Below are 15,468 nucleotides of genomic sequence, written 5' to 3'. Positions count from 1 at the left end.
TGTTGTTCTACCAACATCTTACCCTCATTGGAAGAGTTTTAACCGCTTCGATACTTCTTCGTCTTCGTTTCTGCTTTCCTTTGAATCCATTTTTCAATAAATTTACCGACAATCCAGAACAATGTGATGCATACTCCGACAACAATCGCCTTTACCGGATTCTTCGCAAAAGAAGCAATGCTCTCGCCGACATAAGCAATCGTGAAGATCATCAGCGATTTCCCAAGGAGGACGGCAAGCATGAACTGCTGTCTGCTTACTCCTGATAACCCTGCAACCACATTGATGATCGCTGACGGTGAAAATGGAAAACACATCAGCAGGAACAATGGACCGAAGCCATGCTCTTCCACCCAGCCTGTTACCCGTTTCACCTGCTTCTGGTTTCGCATCCATCGAAAGAAACGCTTATCTCCGAGACGGCGGATGATGAGAAATACGATGATTGCCCCAAGAGATGCACCTATCCATGAATAGATGAACCCTTTAAGCAGACCATACGCCACCGTGTTGGCTACAACGAAAGCCACGAGGGGAAGAATCGGCAAAAAAGCTTCGAGCATCGGAAGCAGAATCCCAGGGAGTGGGCCAAAGCGTTCAAATCGCTCAATTTGCGTAATGATATATTCAAATAGCTCATCATTTTCGGCCATTTGCTGAAGGTCAGCTAAGCTGACATTGAACAGATACATGACATCGGGCTCCTTATGTGATCAACGTTACCTTCTGTTGATTTTTCAATCTACTCTATATTTTAAATCAAAGAAGGCGCTTTTGACTATCCATACCCTTCTTGCTCGTGCCAATATCCATTCTGCCCATATTTCTCATGTCTCAAAAGCCGGTTCATCCATCTGGAAAAAAATACTTGCATATTATTCTTCTGTTCGTGATATAATACACCATAACAGAACATTTGTTCGTATTTGGAGGGAACCATCATGCGGTATTTGAAAGAAGAGGAGCTGGAACTGGCCTCCCGGTATTTATTTCTTTCTATGGCCCTGGTCGTCGTTCAGCAGGACCGCAACCATATCGAAAAAGGGCGATTCAAAATAAAGGAGCATTATTTGGAGCTTTTAGGGAAAATGGAATATGAAGCGAGAGTGGAACGTAAGGAGCTTCGGAAAAAGATGGATCGGCAGAAGTTACAAGTCATGCAGGTAGGTAAAAATGATTCCTTCACTTCTTTCCTGTTTCTTGCTCATGGATATGAAGAGAAGCGGAACTATTTCAACCCTGCGATCCGTAAAAAAGTTGAAAACATTCTTTTCGAGCTTATGCAAAAGGCTCTGCGACCTTCTCCGCAGTATAAGGAGAAGAATGCTTAATGCGACTTTCAAGCAGGAAACGGAATTGAGCGGTGCGTTGTATCTGGTTTGCTATGACGCCTTTGGAGACAGGGAGTGTAATGGCGGTACCATTGGAAAAGCGCATGATCGTGTTATACCCATCCACACTATGGATCGATTGGATGTGAGCGTGCGCAATCCACGTACAGTCTTTACGTTTAGGAGAAGTAATCGGGAAGAAATACATTCCCATCGATTGAGAGATGACGATCGGGGGCTTATGTGTAAATCCGGAAACCTGCTTTGTGCCTTCTGTACGCCCAGCCAGACTGGAGGCGAAGAATTTACAAGCATCATCAATCATCTTTCCAGGGTGAACAGGAACTTCATGTGTCCCGTCCATCATCATCACTTCGGTAATCACTTTACCAAAGTCATTGACCTTTGCGACTAGTGCCATGGTTTCAGCTGTGACTTCAACTTCTTTTTTTAGCGTGTTCATTTTATCATCCTTCCTGGTACAATTGATATGTAGAAACTCCTGAATTGGAAGTTCCTTGCAGTTAAACTGTAGCAGAAAAGGTGATAAAAGTCCTAGTTTTCACAAAACGTTCATCATTTTATTTTCCCCGGACAGAGCCTTACTGATTTATTCTTTTATAAAGTCCCGTGTCATGTGAGCTTCGAGTGAACATCCAAAGTCGGGATTCAACAAGGTGTACACTTCCAACTCTCTTTCTACCTGTTCTTCATTCATGCCTGTCACCTCCTAACCCTAGTGTGTGCGGTGAAAGCGAACTTTAAACAAAGGAGGGATTCCATGTGGAAAAGAAAGAAACAAAAGAAAAGTGAAGAAAAAATCGAGTATGAGAAGCGAAGCATCCCGATCGAAGAAGTGAGGAAAGCGATCCATCAATATGCAGCTCAAATGCCGGATGGTGTTCCGTTAAGTGTGATCATCCACGAAGATCTCACCATCGATTACGACTTGCTTTCACCGTATTTAAACGGAATACCTACGGAGACCTACTATATGTCCAAAGAAACCTATGAACTCTTCCCTGAACAGGATTACCAATTGGCAAAAGACTTGGACACCGTCCAAAGGGCAGTGGACCACTATATCAAAAGCACGAAGGAAGTCCCGGTCATCGATGATGATCCCTCAAAGCGTGTGAGTTTTTTCAAACTGGAACGTGAACACCTGCTCCCCTATCGACCGGGACGGGATTTTTACATTACGGATGAAGAGTTCCTTGTCACCTATAAAGCGCCAAAATAATCACCGAACCCTTGCTGGAAAAGTGTGCATACACTTTTCCTTATTAGTATGTCTTAATTTTCCATTACCACAAAAAAAAGACCAATATCCACGCGGGATATTGGCAAAGAGACGACTGGTTAACTTTTGAGTGAGGGAATTAATATTGTGAAAAAGCTCTCCTGGTAGAAAGAAACTTTTCCACTCATCTACTGTAAAACAGTAGATCGACGTCCTCGATCGCTTTTACAAGGGATCGATTACCGTCATCATTTCCTTAATTTCATTTTAATACATCCTCTCGAAGATATCACCGAAAAACTATTGCGGTAGACCGCAAGTGTATTGCGTGTTTGTTATTTTATGACATACTAATCACTCGGAAGATAACATGATGCGTCCTTGAGTGAAATTGTGAACATTCCGTCATAATATTGTCATCAGACCGTCATTGTTTATCCCCATTTTAAGTAATTAACCGTTGGAAACTATTGTATGATAAAAGTGACTTCATTCATAGTCTTTTTAACTGAGGGGGATGGCTGATGAAAAAGAAATACTATGCCATATTTGCAGGAATCATCGCTTTTGGAATTGCGTTGGGAATCATGTATTTGGAATTCTGGCGGGACGCAGGAGTGCAATTACCGCAAGATGTAACGATGCAGACGGCATCCGGAGAAACCTACGACTTCCAGTCAATGGAACCTAAAGTCCGATTGATCGAATTTTATTACACACAGTGTCCGGACGTATGTCCACTGACCACACAGCGGATGATGCATGTCAGGAAAATGCTTCAGGATGAAGGGGTGTACGGCAAGGATGTAGAGTTCATCTCAGTCAGTATCGACCCTGAAAATGACACACCCGAGAGAATCTCATCTTATATGAAAACCTTCGATGTGGAATCTTCCGATGAAGGATGGATATTCTTAAGAGGCAATTTACCTGACACAGAAGCTTTCGCAGACACATTCCGTTTCCGCTTCCAGGACCGCGGAACCGATTATATCGTACACGATTCATTTACTTACTTGATTGATAAGGAAAACTACCTGGTTGAAAAGTTTTCAATGGGAGAAGGATTCGATAAAGATAAGGTTTTTAAAAAGATTATGAGAAATGTGAATTGATAAAGAAAAAGAAGGACCATCCCTAGAGGGCGGTCCTTCATGTATATTATTGAACAACTTTCTCCCGAAGATTTTTCCGCAGGATTTTCCCTGTCGTGTTTTTCGGAAGTTCTTCCATAAATTCTATTTTCGATGGAACTTTATACTTTGCAAGGTGCTCCCCGCAATAACGGACAAGTTCTTCTTCAGTAAGAGAAGCATTGTTGGAGACGACGAAGCTGATTACCGCTTCACCCAAGTCCGGGTCTGGTGCCCCGACGACTGCTACTTCAGTCACATCATCATGCTGGTAGAGCACTTCTTCCACTTCACGAGGATACACATTGTAGCCCCCCACGAGGATCATATCTTTTTTCCGGTCGACGATATAGAAATACCCCTCATCATCCATGCGCGCCATATCTCCGGTATATAACCATCCTTCCCGGATCGTCATCGCAGTTTCTTCCGGAAGCTTATAATATCCTTTCATGACGTTCGGGCCACGTACGACAAGCTCTCCGACCTCGCCAGGATTCACTTCCTCTCCCAGCTCGTCTACTACTTTATTTTCAACATTGAGGATGCTGGTACCTATGGAACCGGGCTTTCTAGGACGATCAAGCGGATTGAAGCACGTAACAGGTGAAGCCTCCGAAAGTCCATACCCTTCGGAAATGATGACATTGAACTGCTTCTCAAACGCTGTAAGCAAAGCTACTGGCATTGATGCACCACCTGAAATACATAGACGTATATCCTTGAACGTGTCAACGTGCTCTTTGCCTGTTTGTAACAAATAATTGTACATCGTAGGCACTCCTGCAAATACTGTAGCTTTATAAGAAGCTGCAATATTGAATACGTCCTGCGGCGAGAACTTCGGTACGATCAAGATTGTTCCGCCATTCATCAATGGAGCATTCAAGGAGACTGTAAGACAAAATACATGGAACATCGGCAAGGCAGCAATGACTCTGTCATTTTCGGTGTACTGCAGGTAGTCCGCAACATCACTGGCATTGGAATACAAGTTCTTATGAGTCAACATTGCGCCCTTAGGCTTACCGGTCGTTCCTGAAGTATAAAGGATGACCGCTGTATCCTCTTCATCGAGTTCCGGACGTTCCAGATCAAGGCTTCCCCTTTCGACCGTTTTTGTAAACGATTTCATTTTTCGGGATAAAGACGATCCTTCCCAATCGATCGGTGCACCAGTTTCAGCAATAAAATAATCCTGAACATCCGGAAGCATTGCATCCATATGCTCAAACTTCTCAAGCAACAGATCCAAGGTGATTATCCCTTTCACATCGCCATTCTTAAGGATATAACCCATCTCATCCACTGTGTAGATCGGATTTACTGGAATGACGGTAGCACCGATGCGCAGGGCACCGTACATTCCGATGATGAAGTGTGGGGTGTTCCCTACGATCAAAGCGATATGATCCCCTTTTCCATAGCCGAGCGATTTCAAGCTTGAAGCGAATTTCGTAACCGCACCTTCCAGTTCCTGATAGCTTGTTTCGTTCCCTTGAAATATGTAGGCAGGTTTTGTCGGTTGTTCCATTGCAGTCATTGAAAGTTTTTGACTGATATTCACAAAATATCCCCCTTACATGGTTAATGAATGAATAGTCATTCATTACACTTTAAAAAAACTTCCATAATAATTATAAAATACTGACAATTTTTAAGCAACTTTTTCCCGTTCTCCTGCTTGATATAAAAATAACGCGCATGAAACCTCATTTCATGCGCGTGTACTTTATTAATAAAGGATGTTCAGGAAATCTTCTTTGGAAATCTTACCTAGATAGTGAGCGATGTCTACACCCTCCAGCACGTTGGAGAGTTCGTTTCGCTCATACTTCGTACCGATCAGTTTGTTTTCGATATCGCTGATGTCTCCAACTCCGAAGAAGTCCCCATAGATCTTCGCATTCTGAATCGTGCCTTTAGCTACATCCAGACGGACATCATAGCTTCCTGCACCTTCGATCCGTTTTGTATGCTGAATATTGAATTTAGGGGATTTGCCGTAGTTCCAATCCCAGTTCTTATAGCGCTTCTCAGCAATCGTATGGATTTCATCCCAATCCTCTTTCGTCAGCTTATACTGAGGAACGTCTTTGACATCATCCACATCAAAGATATACCGAAGGATCATTTCCTTGAACTCATCCATCGAAATTTTTTCTTCCATCAATTCAGAAATATTCGTCACACGGCTGCGAATCGATTTGATCCCTTTGGATTTGATTTTCTCTGTTTTTACATTCAAAGCAGAGACTACATTTTCTATTTCAGAATCAAACATGAGCGTACCGTGGCTGAACATTCTTCCTTTTGTAGAGAACTGCGCATTCCCTGATATCTTCCGGCCTTCAGCCATGATATCGTTTCTTCCTGACAATTCGGCATCTACTCCAAGTTTTTGCAAAGCTTTGGTTACTGGCTCGGTGAATTTGGCGAAGTCATGAAAGCTGTTCCCATCATCCTTAGTGATGAAGCTGAAGTTGAGGTTGCCGAGATCGTGATAGACAGCTCCTCCGCCTGATAAGCGGCGTACTACGTGGATGCCGTTACTTTCCACATAATTTGTATTGATTTCCTCTACAGTGTTCTGGTTCTTTCCAATGATGATGGATGGTTCATTGATGTAGAACAATAAGTATGTTTCGTTAATATCCAGGTTCTTCAGTGCATATTCTTCTAATGCGAGGTTTATCCGTGGATCATTAATTCCTTCATGATCGATGAATAGCATAAGCATTCTTCCCTTCTCAAAAGCTTTTCCATCTTACATTGTAATCAATTCACCGCTAAGACTCAATTCATCAGGCTATCCTTCACTTCTCCAGACGAGCCCTTCCCTTGCAAGTTGAATATTCTTTTTGAAAACTTCTCCCGCTTCTTTCACCAGCAGCTGATGGTCGCCAAAATGCGGCAAGTGACTCAACCAAAGTGTCGATACGCCAGCACCAGCAGCAACCTTCCCCGCTTCCTCACTAGTCATATGTCCTGGACCAGAGCCATCCATCCCTTTATAAAAATTAGTATCCGTAATAAGGAGATCTGCACTTTCAGCAAAAGTTGCCCAGTCCTTGCTGTAACTTGTATCAGCAGTATATACGAAGGCTTGCTTCCCATCAGTTACACGCATACCAAAACACGGCACGGGATGATTCGTCCGCATAAAATCAACGGTGACCGCCCCAAGATCGAGAGTCTGATCAGCAACGTATGCGATTCCTTTCGTGTATTGGTGACTCAGCTTGTTGAATGCTTCTATGTTTTCGTCATGACCATATATGAGAAGCTGACGATCCGTTTTGTTCAGCATATTATGAACTAACCATGCATACTGGATTGCACCGATATCTGCAATATGATCGTGATGATAATGGGAAAGAATGATTCCATCAAGATCCATTACCTCTGTATAGTACTGCAGCCGACTTAAACTTCCACTTCCACAATCGATCAGATACTTTTTTCCACTCGTCTCCAAAAGGTAGCAGGAGGTAGCACTTCCTTGCCCTGGGAACGCGCCCCAATAACCAATGACAGTAAGTTTCATTGTATTCTCCTTTCTGTATGTTCGCCTGTTTTTCATTTGTTTTATAACAGTTTGTTGATTTATGCATATTGTTATATTACAATGGGTATATAATAATCAGTTCCATAAAAAACCTGGGAGGGAAATACATGATGAGTATCGTTGAATTTTTTAAGAACCTGCCTAGAAAACAATGTGCGAGCTGTGGACACGACATCGAAGAACAAGCAGACTGCTACGGCAATGTGTGCGATGACTGCAACCATCCAGCAAGGTAATTCCTCTTCTATTATGGCACATAGCGGATCATAGGAGGAAAGAAAAAGGCAACTGTCATACAACAGTTGCCTTTTTTGTTACGTTGTTTATTTTTTTATGAACATTTGCGTCCAGTAAATACCGCGACTGTCATCCTCAGCATATCCGATCCCGATGTGTGTCACACTTTTGTTCAGAATATTCTTCCGGTGACCAGGACTTTTCATCCAGCTGTTGACTACCTCTTCAGCAGTCGGTTGTCCTGCAGCGATATTCTCAGCGGCTACCGTGTAATCCACTCCGAATTTCCTCAGCATCTGGAACGGTCCACCGTAGGTCGGTGACGTATGGGAAAAGTAATTGTTCTCCACCATGTCTTCTGATTTTTTTTGGGCGACATCCGTCACTTCAGGATCTTCTTTCAGCTTCGGCAATCCATTTTTCTGACGTTCGGCATTTGTCAGTTGGATCACTTGCGCCTTTACACCATTGGAAGCTGGTGCTTCTGCTGATGGTTCCATCGGCTGTTGCTGTTCCATACCATCATCATACCCATTCCCACCTTGGGAATAGTTATTTTGTCCAGTCTCGCCATAAGGCATCCTTTCCATATCTCCGAAGAAAGGCAGCCCATCCATCCAATTCTGTCTGTTTTCATTAAGTTGCTGGCCAGGGTTTTTATAAGTGACTTGTTGTGGGTTTGTTCCATTCAAGTCATTCCGACCTTGTTCCTCCTGTGGCGCACAGGCAAAAAGCAGTGCCACAGCAAAGAAGACCAGCCATCTATAGAATGTGTTGTTTTTCATGTACGTCAAACCTCTTTCCTTCATGATGTTCTTTATTATTATGGACTTGAAGAAAAGCATTATGACCGTACATGGAAGGTAAAAAAGGAAATGATAGGGTATCATTTCTCAATCAAACACCAAGCTTATGCTTCTGGAAGCAGGACAACTTTGCCCAATTTCCCCGTTTTTTTAAAATACTGCTGTGCTTCTCTTGCTTCTTCCAAAGGGAACGTACGATCAATAACTGGTTTGATTTTTCTTTCAGAAATTGCATGGAGCATCCGCTTGAATTCTTCCCTTGTGCCCAGTACTGAACCATAGACTGTGATATGTTTTAAATACACCGTTCTAAAATCAAGCTCTGTCTGTTGACCTCCAGCAGATCCTGAAATACAGAATTTCCCACCTTTCTTCAACACTTGAAGGGAAGTGGAAAATAAAGCATCTCCAACAACATCCAATACCGAATCAACAGGGCCACCATTCACTCTGATGATTTCTTCTTCAAGATGATCGGATTTATATGACAAGACATGTGCCGCTCCGAGCGCCTTCATTCTCTCTTCGAGCTCTAAATCACCTACAATAGCGATAACCTTAGCACCGAATACGTTTGAAGCGATCTGGACATTCAATGATCCGACTCCACCATTTGCACCAGTCACCATGACCGTTTCCCCAGGTTGGACCTGAATTTGCTCCACCATATGCCATGCTGTAAGACCACTTACTGTAAATACTGCACTTTCGATATAATCTTCAAGCGGCATATCGTAACAAAGGTCCGCTGGCCACACTACATATTCTGCATATCCACCGTCGTATTCCGAACCGATGAAAGCCATATCTTCAGAAATATGTTCTTTACCCTCTTCACCACTCGATGTAAAAGGGAAGAGTACAACATCCTTGCCAACCATGGATTCATCGACCTCACTCCCAACACCGACGATGCTGCCTGTTATATCCGAGCCGGGAATCCTTGGGAAAGCTACCCCTTCCGGTCGCCATCCTGATTTGGAGCCAGTGCCGTACGCCCCTTCTCTCATCCAAATTTCCGTATTGTTGATTGCGCAAGCTTTCACTTTTACCAACACTTCATTGTGTTCAGGTTCAGGAATGCCTACATTAACTGTGACTAATTTATCGATTCCACCGTAGCCAGTGACTTGTACAGCTTTCACAATTTGGTCCCCTCTCATGCATTTAATAATATTGCGGTTTACTAAAAGGTTTCGCCACTATGATTAATTTATACTGCCTCTTCAGTCTGGATGAGATTTTTCACGATCTGTTCCACTTACCTGTTTTAGTACGAATTCCCGCTGTATTTACTCTTGAAACGATCAAGCCGATATCATTATTAAGATCACAAAAAAAGACTAAATCATCATTGATTTAGTCTTTTTCCGTACACAGCATCTGCATGCATGTACTTCACTTGGTTTGAAGTTGTTCAATTACTTTCTGCACCACAGCTTCTCCCTGGTCAATACAGTCCGGCAAACCGATTCCTTCATACGAGCCACCTGCAAGGTGCACTCCAGGTAATGCCTCAGCCATTTTGGCATGTATGGTTTGTAAACGTTGCTTATGGCCGACTGTGTATTGTGGCATGGCATCTCGCCAGCGTGTAATGACCGAGAATTCAGGTTCAGAGGTAATGTTCATCGTTTTGTTCAAGTCCTTCATGACAATTTTCTGGATTTCTTCATCACTCAGGTCGACCACTTCCTGGTCTCCAGGCTTTCCTACATAACAGCGCAGCAGGACTTTTCCTTCAGGTGTGGAATGTGGCCATTTCTTATGTGTCCACGTACATGCAGTGATTCGATAATCACTATTTCTCGAAACGACGAAGCCTGTGCCATCAATGTCTTTTTTTATGGCGGAAGCATCAAATGCCATCGCTACATTCGCAACAGATGTTGCAGGCATTTGACGTAATGGCTCCATGAAATCATATTGGCTGAGCATCTTTGAAGCAGCGTGGTGTGGTGCAGCAATGATCACTGCATCTGCCCGCATCCCTGTCCCATTCCCCAACAATAGATGATAACAGTCTTCTTTACGCTCAATATGGTCAACAGATACACCGGTAGACACAATACCTTCATCAAGCTGCGCCACAATTGCATCCACCAGTGATTCGAGTCCACGTTCCAGTGTCAGGAACATACTCGGTTTTTTGGCACCCTTCGTCTGCTTCTTTTTCGGCATCGTTTTATTCAGGCCTTTGATAAGACTTCCATGCTTCTGTTCAAGATGATAGAAGTTCGGGAATGTCGCCATCAGGCTTAAGTTATCAATATTGCCTGCATAAATACCCGAGAGCAGAGGTTCAATCAAATTCTCAACGACTTCATCCCCAAGGCGACGACGGAAAAAGTGCCCGAGTGACTGATCCTCTTTCGCTTCGCCTTTTGATTTGATGAAGTCTCCAGCTGCTCGAACTTTTCCAAGCGGGCTGAATAATCCAGAGCCTAGAAAAGGACGGACTTGTGTCGGAATCCCCATAAAAGATCCGCTCGGCATCTTGTGCAGTTTATTGTTGACCAGTATATACGATTGCCCAGTTCCATTAGGTACCAGTTCGTTCTCCAACCCGACTTCTGAGGCAAGCCTTGCTGCACTTTTTTTACGGGCAAGAAATGAATCCGGTCCACGTTCAATGGTAAAGCCATCTTTCCTTACCGTACGGATCTTACCTCCAAGATGGTCACTTGCTTCAAGCAGGCGTACATCATAAGGCAGATGCTTCTCATTTATTTCTTTTTGAAGGTAATAAGCTGCAGTCAAGCCTGCAATCCCACCACCGATGATGGCAACTTGTTTTCTTCCGTTCATAAATGATCCCCTACGCTTTCGCTTTGTCTAATACGACATTCGCTAACGTTTCAATGAATAATGGATGTGTGTTCGGCATTTCTGGACGGTAATAGGCAGCGCCTAATTCATCACATGCCACTTTACATTCATAATCATTGTCATAAAGCACTTCAAGATGATCGGACACGAATCCTACCGGAGCATACACGAAGGAAGAATATCCTTTCGTTCGCGCCAACTCTTTCGTCAGATCCTGCACATCCGGTCCAAGCCATGGATCCGGTGTATTCCCTTCACTCTGCCATCCAATTTCATACTGCTTGATGCCAGTAGCATCGGAAATCAGGTCTGCCGTTCTTTTCAATTGGTCCGGATATGGATCGCCACCCTGAAGAATTTTTTCAGGTAGACTGTGAGCAGATACGATCAGACAAGTGTTCTCCTGCTCTTCTTTATCGATTCCATCATATACCGCTAGAATCTGCTGTTTCCAGTATTCAATGAATCCTGGTGCATCGTACCAGCTTTCAACGGATTCGATTGTGATGCCATACTTCTCCGCCTCTTCCTTCGCTCTTCCATTATAGGATTTGACGCTGAACGTGGAATAGTGCGGTGCAAGTACGATGGAGACCGCTTCGGTGATTCCATCCTCATTCATTGCTTTGACAGCATCCTCAACGAAAGGTTCAATGTGCTTCAGGCCGATATATAGCTTGAACTCAATCTCATCCTGCAAGGTATTCAGCTTATCCTCGAGGGCAGTAGCCTGGTCCTCGGTGATCTTGGCCAAAGGTGAGATGCCACCGATTGCGTCGTAACGATCACGTAAGTCCTGCAGCATTTCATCCGATGGTTTCCGGCCACGTCGGATGTGCGTATAATAGCGCTCTAAATCTTCTTCTTTATAAGGAGTTCCATAGGCCATTACAAGCAAGCCCATTGTTTTTTTAGCCATGTCGTTCCCCCCTGATCACTTTTTAGAGTATTCGTGAATAAGTGTAGTCAATCGTTTCAACGTTTCCGGTTTGATATCTGGTGTAACCCCATGACCTAAGTTGAAAATGTGTGAAGGATGATTCTTCCCTTCATCAATGATCTGTTTTGTTCGTTCCTCCAGAGCATTCCAATCAGAAAGAAGCAGCGTAGGATCAAGATTCCCCTGGACAGGCTTTTGAATCCCCATCTCCCTCGCCTCTCTGATCGACGTTCTCCAGTCGAGACCGATGACATCCACCGGCAGGTCATTCCACTCCAGTGCCAGGTGACGAGCACCAACACCGAACATGATCAGAGGAACGCCTTCTTCCTTCAACTCAGAGAATATCCGCTCCATTACTGGCTTGATGTAGGTGCGGTAATCCTGGGCATTCAAGGCACCGACCCATGAATCGAAAATCTGAAAGGTTTGGGCACCGGCATGAATCTGCCCTTTTGCATATTCGATTACCATGTCTGCCAGTTTTTCCATCAGCAGGAACCATGTATCGGGCTGGCTGTACATCATCGCCTTCGTTTTACTGTAGTTCTTTGAAGGTCCGCCTTCAATCATGTAACTGGAAAGCGTGAATGGTGCACCGCTGAATCCGATCAATGGTACGTTCAATTGTTCTCTCGTCAAAAGTCGGATCGTGTCCATGACGTAAGGAACATCACTTTCCGGATCGATCGTACCTAGCTTCTCAACATCCGCACGGGTTCGGATCGGGTTATCGATGACCGGACCAATTCCCTTTTTGATGTCGACGTCCACACCAATGGCAGGCAGTGGTGACATGATGTCTTTATACAGGATGGCAGCATCAACATCATACTGTTCGACCGGAAGTCTTGTGACATAAGCGCAAATTTCAGGCTGGTGTGTAATTTCAAACAAAGAATATTTCTCTTTCAATTTCCGGTATTCAGGTTGAGAACGGCCAGCCTGACGCATATACCAAACTGGAGTATAATCCGTCTCCTCCCCACGGAATGCTTTAAGTATCGTGTCGTTGAATTCTCTAGTCATACGTATTTACCCCTTTATCACGTTCATAACATTTAACGTAATCCACTATAACGATTAATCTGTATTCTGTATAGGGATTTTAGCGTTTTGTCACCATATTGTCTATTTTCTACCTTTTAGCTTTCAGAAACAAGTGAAGTGCACTTACAGATCCCACTCCAGCACTGCCTCATTTGAAGGCGTGCCTTCCATTTTCGTGAGCGGATCATACGGCACTATATAATAGGTGCTTTCTTCAAATAGATCTAGATTTCCAACCGTGTAACTACCTGTCCCCTCTACTTCATCCACACGTACGTCCGGACCGGGCACACTTTCATAGATCCTGTAAACGACACGGTTGTCGGACGATGGGGTCCACGTCATTTCCCCTCTGACTAGTGAGAGACCTCCGACTTTCAAATCGACTTCCAAGTCAGTGATGATAGGCAATTCGATCGGTGGCGGTAATTCCTTCAACCCTTCAGCTGTCGGAAAGTCGTCACTCAATTGTTTTTGTTTATCAATTTCAGTCAATATCGACTTCATCAGCTTCGTTGGATAAGAACTGCCGCCTTCCAAGTAGTGATTTTTGTCCGATTGATCATACCCCATCCAGACGCTACCAACATATTCAGGCGTAAAACCGACGAACCAGACGTCTTTATTCTTCCCTTCGACGTGAGGGTGCTGCTGTGTACCAGTCTTACCAGCCAACGCCTTCTCATACGTTCCTGCTGTCCCTGTACCGTGCGTAATTACGCGTTGAAGCATTTGGGTCATGGTATGTGCCACTTCTTTTGAGAAAACCTGTCGTTCCTTCTGTTCCATCGATCCAACCGTTTTCCCATTGCGATCTTCGATGCTTACAATCGCTGAAGCATCAACAGCTTTTCCTTCATGGGCAAAACTACGATAGGCTTCAGCTAGTTGAAGTGGGGTGTACCCTTCTGATAAACCTCCTAAAGCGATGGAAAGTCCTTTATCTTCTGTAGGAAGACCCAGCTTATCCAGATATTTCTTGGATTCAGCGATACCGATTTGATCGAGCAGCCCTACAGCGGGGATGTTTTTTGATTGGACGAGTGCTTCGTACATTGACGTGAGTCCATCATAGCTCTCATCATAATTTTCCGGAGCGAACTCCCCAAATTCCATTTGGCGATCCACTAACATGGAATAAGGATCGTAGTCCTTCATGAGAGCTGGACCATAAACCGCAAGCGGTTTAATTGTCGAGCCTGGCTGCCGTCTAACTGTTACACGATTCAGCTGCCCATGCTGAAAATCTCTGCCCCCGATGGCTGCAACGATCGCTCCGCTATCTTGGTCGATCAATGTAAATGCACCTTGCACACCTTCAACCGATCCAGGTACAAACTTCGCCTCTTGGAATTGTTCATAAGCGATCTGCTGGATATCACGATACATATTGACAACGAGCCGATAACCTCCCCGCTTCAATTCCTCCCTGCTCAGTTTATAGTCAGACGCTGCTTCTTTGATGACGAGGTCGACATAACTGTTCGACCATGTTCCAAAGGATCGTTCCCCTTTTTCTGCCCCAAGAGTCGTTCCTTGCAACTGCAGCAATTCCTCGGTGCTGATCATTTTCAAGTCATGCATCCGATTAAGTACGACATTGCGTCGTTTCAGTGCTTCTTCCGGATTTTTCAATGGAGAGTAAGTATTCGGTGCTTTTGGAAGAGCAGCTAATACTGCTCCTTCTGCGGCAGTGAGTTCGGTTACCGGTTTATTGAAATAATGATGGGATGCTTCACCAATCCCGTAAACACCAGACCCGAAATAAATACTGTTCAAGTAGAGCTCGAGAATCTCTTCTTTCGAATAATTCCGCTCTAAATAAATGGCAGCCATCACTTCTTTCGTTTTTCTCATCCATGTCTTATCGTTAGTGAGAAAAAGGTTCTTGGCAAGCTGCTGGGTAATCGTGCTTCCACCTTCCACTTTTGCCATTGCAATGATATCCTTATAAACCGCTCTGGCAATCGCCTGAGGATCCAGACCGGAATGTTCATAAAACCGGCTGTCCTCAATGGCGATGAACGCATCCTTTACATGTTCTGGTATTTCTTCACTTGTTATCAATGTGCGGTTTTCTTTGTACATCCTCTCGATGATCGTGCCGTCTTCTGTCTCGATGGTTGTGGCGGCATCTAAAACCAAAGCTTTTTCATCAACTACCAGCCTTCCCCCGAAAAGGATGAACAGGTAACCGATGATGACCAGTCCGATCAGACTGAAAGCCGTGATCAACGGCCATTTATGTCGAATGAAACCAGCGAAGAATTTTGCTTTCACTTGTTTTCTTAAGCTCACGATGTTGCATCCTTTCTCGGTGGGAATTTCCCG

The 15,468-nt window shown here is 44.1% G+C and carries 15 protein-coding genes; 4 read left to right on the top strand and 11 right to left on the bottom strand.

Features of this window, described 5'->3' with window-relative positions; all coding sequences use genetic code 11:
• Window positions 1-38 precede the first annotated feature (38 nt).
• Entirely contained in the window at window positions 39-692 is a 654-nt protein-coding gene (locus tag ACFQ2J_RS01145) for a TVP38/TMEM64 family protein (protein ID WP_386055794.1), read from the bottom strand.
• Between the two features lie 249 nt (window positions 693-941).
• Between ACFQ2J_RS01145 and ACFQ2J_RS01140 the strand changes: the two genes are divergently transcribed.
• Window positions 942-1,331 carry a hypothetical protein gene (locus tag ACFQ2J_RS01140; protein ID WP_386055792.1) on the top strand — a complete coding sequence of 130 codons (390 nt, stop codon included), beginning with the start codon at window positions 942-944 and terminating at the stop codon, window positions 1,329-1,331.
• Here the strand turns inward: ACFQ2J_RS01140 and ACFQ2J_RS01135 are convergent.
• A complete protein-coding gene (locus ACFQ2J_RS01135) occupies window positions 1,279-1,794 on the bottom strand; it encodes a competence protein ComK (protein WP_386055791.1) in 516 nt (171 codons plus the stop codon). The genes ACFQ2J_RS01140 and ACFQ2J_RS01135 overlap by 53 nt on opposite strands.
• A 318-nt stretch (window positions 1,795-2,112) precedes the next feature.
• Between ACFQ2J_RS01135 and ACFQ2J_RS01130 the strand changes: the two genes are divergently transcribed.
• Complete coding sequence (locus ACFQ2J_RS01130; protein WP_386055790.1) at window positions 2,113-2,574, top strand: DUF3939 domain-containing protein; 462 nt, start codon at window positions 2,113-2,115, stop codon at window positions 2,572-2,574.
• Between the two features lie 524 nt (window positions 2,575-3,098).
• On the top strand, window positions 3,099-3,689 hold the full coding sequence (locus tag ACFQ2J_RS01125) for an SCO family protein (protein WP_386055789.1): 591 nt from the start codon (window positions 3,099-3,101) through the stop codon (window positions 3,687-3,689).
• A gap of 46 nt (window positions 3,690-3,735) precedes the next feature.
• On the opposite strand, the gene ACFQ2J_RS01120 is transcribed toward ACFQ2J_RS01125, so the two are convergent.
• From ACFQ2J_RS01120 to ACFQ2J_RS01110, 3 genes are all read right to left on the bottom strand, one after another.
• Window positions 3,736-5,274 (bottom strand): fatty acid--CoA ligase family protein, encoded by a 1,539-nt coding sequence (locus ACFQ2J_RS01120; protein WP_386055787.1) that lies wholly within the window; start codon window positions 5,272-5,274, stop codon window positions 3,736-3,738.
• A 168-nt stretch (window positions 5,275-5,442) separates the two neighbouring features.
• Window positions 5,443-6,441, bottom strand: coding sequence for a lipoate--protein ligase (locus ACFQ2J_RS01115; protein ID WP_386055785.1), 999 nt, complete (start codon window positions 6,439-6,441; stop codon window positions 5,443-5,445).
• A gap of 75 nt (window positions 6,442-6,516) precedes the next feature.
• On the bottom strand, window positions 6,517-7,254 hold the full coding sequence (locus ACFQ2J_RS01110) for an MBL fold metallo-hydrolase (RefSeq protein ID WP_386055783.1): 738 nt from the start codon (window positions 7,252-7,254) through the stop codon (window positions 6,517-6,519).
• Window positions 7,255-7,382: 128 nt separating this feature from the next.
• Between ACFQ2J_RS01110 and yhfH the strand changes: the two genes are divergently transcribed.
• A complete protein-coding gene (gene yhfH, locus ACFQ2J_RS01105; protein WP_386055782.1) occupies window positions 7,383-7,511 on the top strand; it encodes a protein YhfH in 129 nt (42 codons plus the stop codon).
• Window positions 7,512-7,598: 87 nt separating this feature from the next.
• Here the strand turns inward: yhfH and ACFQ2J_RS01100 are convergent, their stop codons facing one another.
• The 6 genes from ACFQ2J_RS01100 to ACFQ2J_RS01075 all read right to left on the bottom strand — a co-directional run bounded on the left by ACFQ2J_RS01100 (window position 7,599) and on the right by ACFQ2J_RS01075 (window position 15,435).
• Window positions 7,599-8,297, bottom strand: coding sequence for a CAP domain-containing protein (locus tag ACFQ2J_RS01100; protein ID WP_386055780.1), 699 nt, complete (start codon window positions 8,295-8,297; stop codon window positions 7,599-7,601).
• 125 nt (window positions 8,298-8,422) lie between these two features.
• On the bottom strand, window positions 8,423-9,463 hold the full coding sequence (locus tag ACFQ2J_RS01095) for a zinc-binding dehydrogenase (RefSeq protein ID WP_386055778.1): 1,041 nt from the start codon (window positions 9,461-9,463) through the stop codon (window positions 8,423-8,425).
• A 253-nt stretch (window positions 9,464-9,716) separates the two neighbouring features.
• Complete coding sequence (hemY, locus tag ACFQ2J_RS01090; protein WP_386055776.1) at window positions 9,717-11,126, bottom strand: protoporphyrinogen oxidase; 1,410 nt, start codon at window positions 11,124-11,126, stop codon at window positions 9,717-9,719.
• A 10-nt stretch (window positions 11,127-11,136) separates the two neighbouring features.
• Window positions 11,137-12,066, bottom strand: a complete 930-nt coding sequence (gene hemH / locus ACFQ2J_RS01085; protein ID WP_386055774.1) for a ferrochelatase — start codon at window positions 12,064-12,066, stop codon at window positions 11,137-11,139.
• A gap of 15 nt (window positions 12,067-12,081) precedes the next feature.
• Window positions 12,082-13,116 carry a uroporphyrinogen decarboxylase gene (gene hemE, locus ACFQ2J_RS01080; protein ID WP_386055772.1) on the bottom strand — a complete coding sequence of 345 codons (1,035 nt, stop codon included), beginning with the start codon at window positions 13,114-13,116 and terminating at the stop codon, window positions 12,082-12,084.
• A gap of 144 nt (window positions 13,117-13,260) precedes the next feature.
• Window positions 13,261-15,435 (bottom strand): transglycosylase domain-containing protein, encoded by a 2,175-nt coding sequence (locus ACFQ2J_RS01075; RefSeq protein ID WP_386055770.1) that lies wholly within the window; start codon window positions 15,433-15,435, stop codon window positions 13,261-13,263.
• Window positions 15,436-15,468: the final 33 nt, after the last annotated feature.

The sequence above is a fragment of the Thalassobacillus hwangdonensis genome (assembly GCF_042675915.1).
Taxonomy (GTDB): domain Bacteria; phylum Bacillota; class Bacilli; order Bacillales; family Halobacillaceae; genus Thalassobacillus_A; species Thalassobacillus_A hwangdonensis.
The sequence above is the reverse complement of the archived record's forward strand: the minus strand, read 5'-3'. Positions and strand labels throughout refer to the sequence as shown.

Coding starts and splice junctions, on each gene's coding strand:
- ACFQ2J_RS01145 (WP_386055794.1), bottom strand. CDS start 692: ATGTATCTGTTCAATGTCAGCTTAGCTGACCTTCAGCAAATGGCCGAA.
- ACFQ2J_RS01140 (WP_386055792.1), top strand. CDS start 942: ATGCGGTATTTGAAAGAAGAGGAGCTGGAACTGGCCTCCCGGTATTTA.
- ACFQ2J_RS01135 (WP_386055791.1), bottom strand. CDS start 1,794: ATGAACACGCTAAAAAAAGAAGTTGAAGTCACAGCTGAAACCATGGCA.
- ACFQ2J_RS01130 (WP_386055790.1), top strand. CDS start 2,113: ATGTGGAAAAGAAAGAAACAAAAGAAAAGTGAAGAAAAAATCGAGTAT.
- ACFQ2J_RS01125 (WP_386055789.1), top strand. CDS start 3,099: ATGAAAAAGAAATACTATGCCATATTTGCAGGAATCATCGCTTTTGGA.
- ACFQ2J_RS01115 (WP_386055785.1), bottom strand. CDS start 6,441: ATGCTATTCATCGATCATGAAGGAATTAATGATCCACGGATAAACCTC.
- ACFQ2J_RS01110 (WP_386055783.1), bottom strand. CDS start 7,254: ATGAAACTTACTGTCATTGGTTATTGGGGCGCGTTCCCAGGGCAAGGA.
- yhfH (WP_386055782.1), top strand. CDS start 7,383: ATGATGAGTATCGTTGAATTTTTTAAGAACCTGCCTAGAAAACAATGT.
- ACFQ2J_RS01100 (WP_386055780.1), bottom strand. CDS start 8,297: ATGAAAAACAACACATTCTATAGATGGCTGGTCTTCTTTGCTGTGGCA.
- hemY (WP_386055776.1), bottom strand. CDS start 11,126: ATGAACGGAAGAAAACAAGTTGCCATCATCGGTGGTGGGATTGCAGGC.
- hemH (WP_386055774.1), bottom strand. CDS start 12,066: ATGGCTAAAAAAACAATGGGCTTGCTTGTAATGGCCTATGGAACTCCT.
- hemE (WP_386055772.1), bottom strand. CDS start 13,116: ATGACTAGAGAATTCAACGACACGATACTTAAAGCATTCCGTGGGGAG.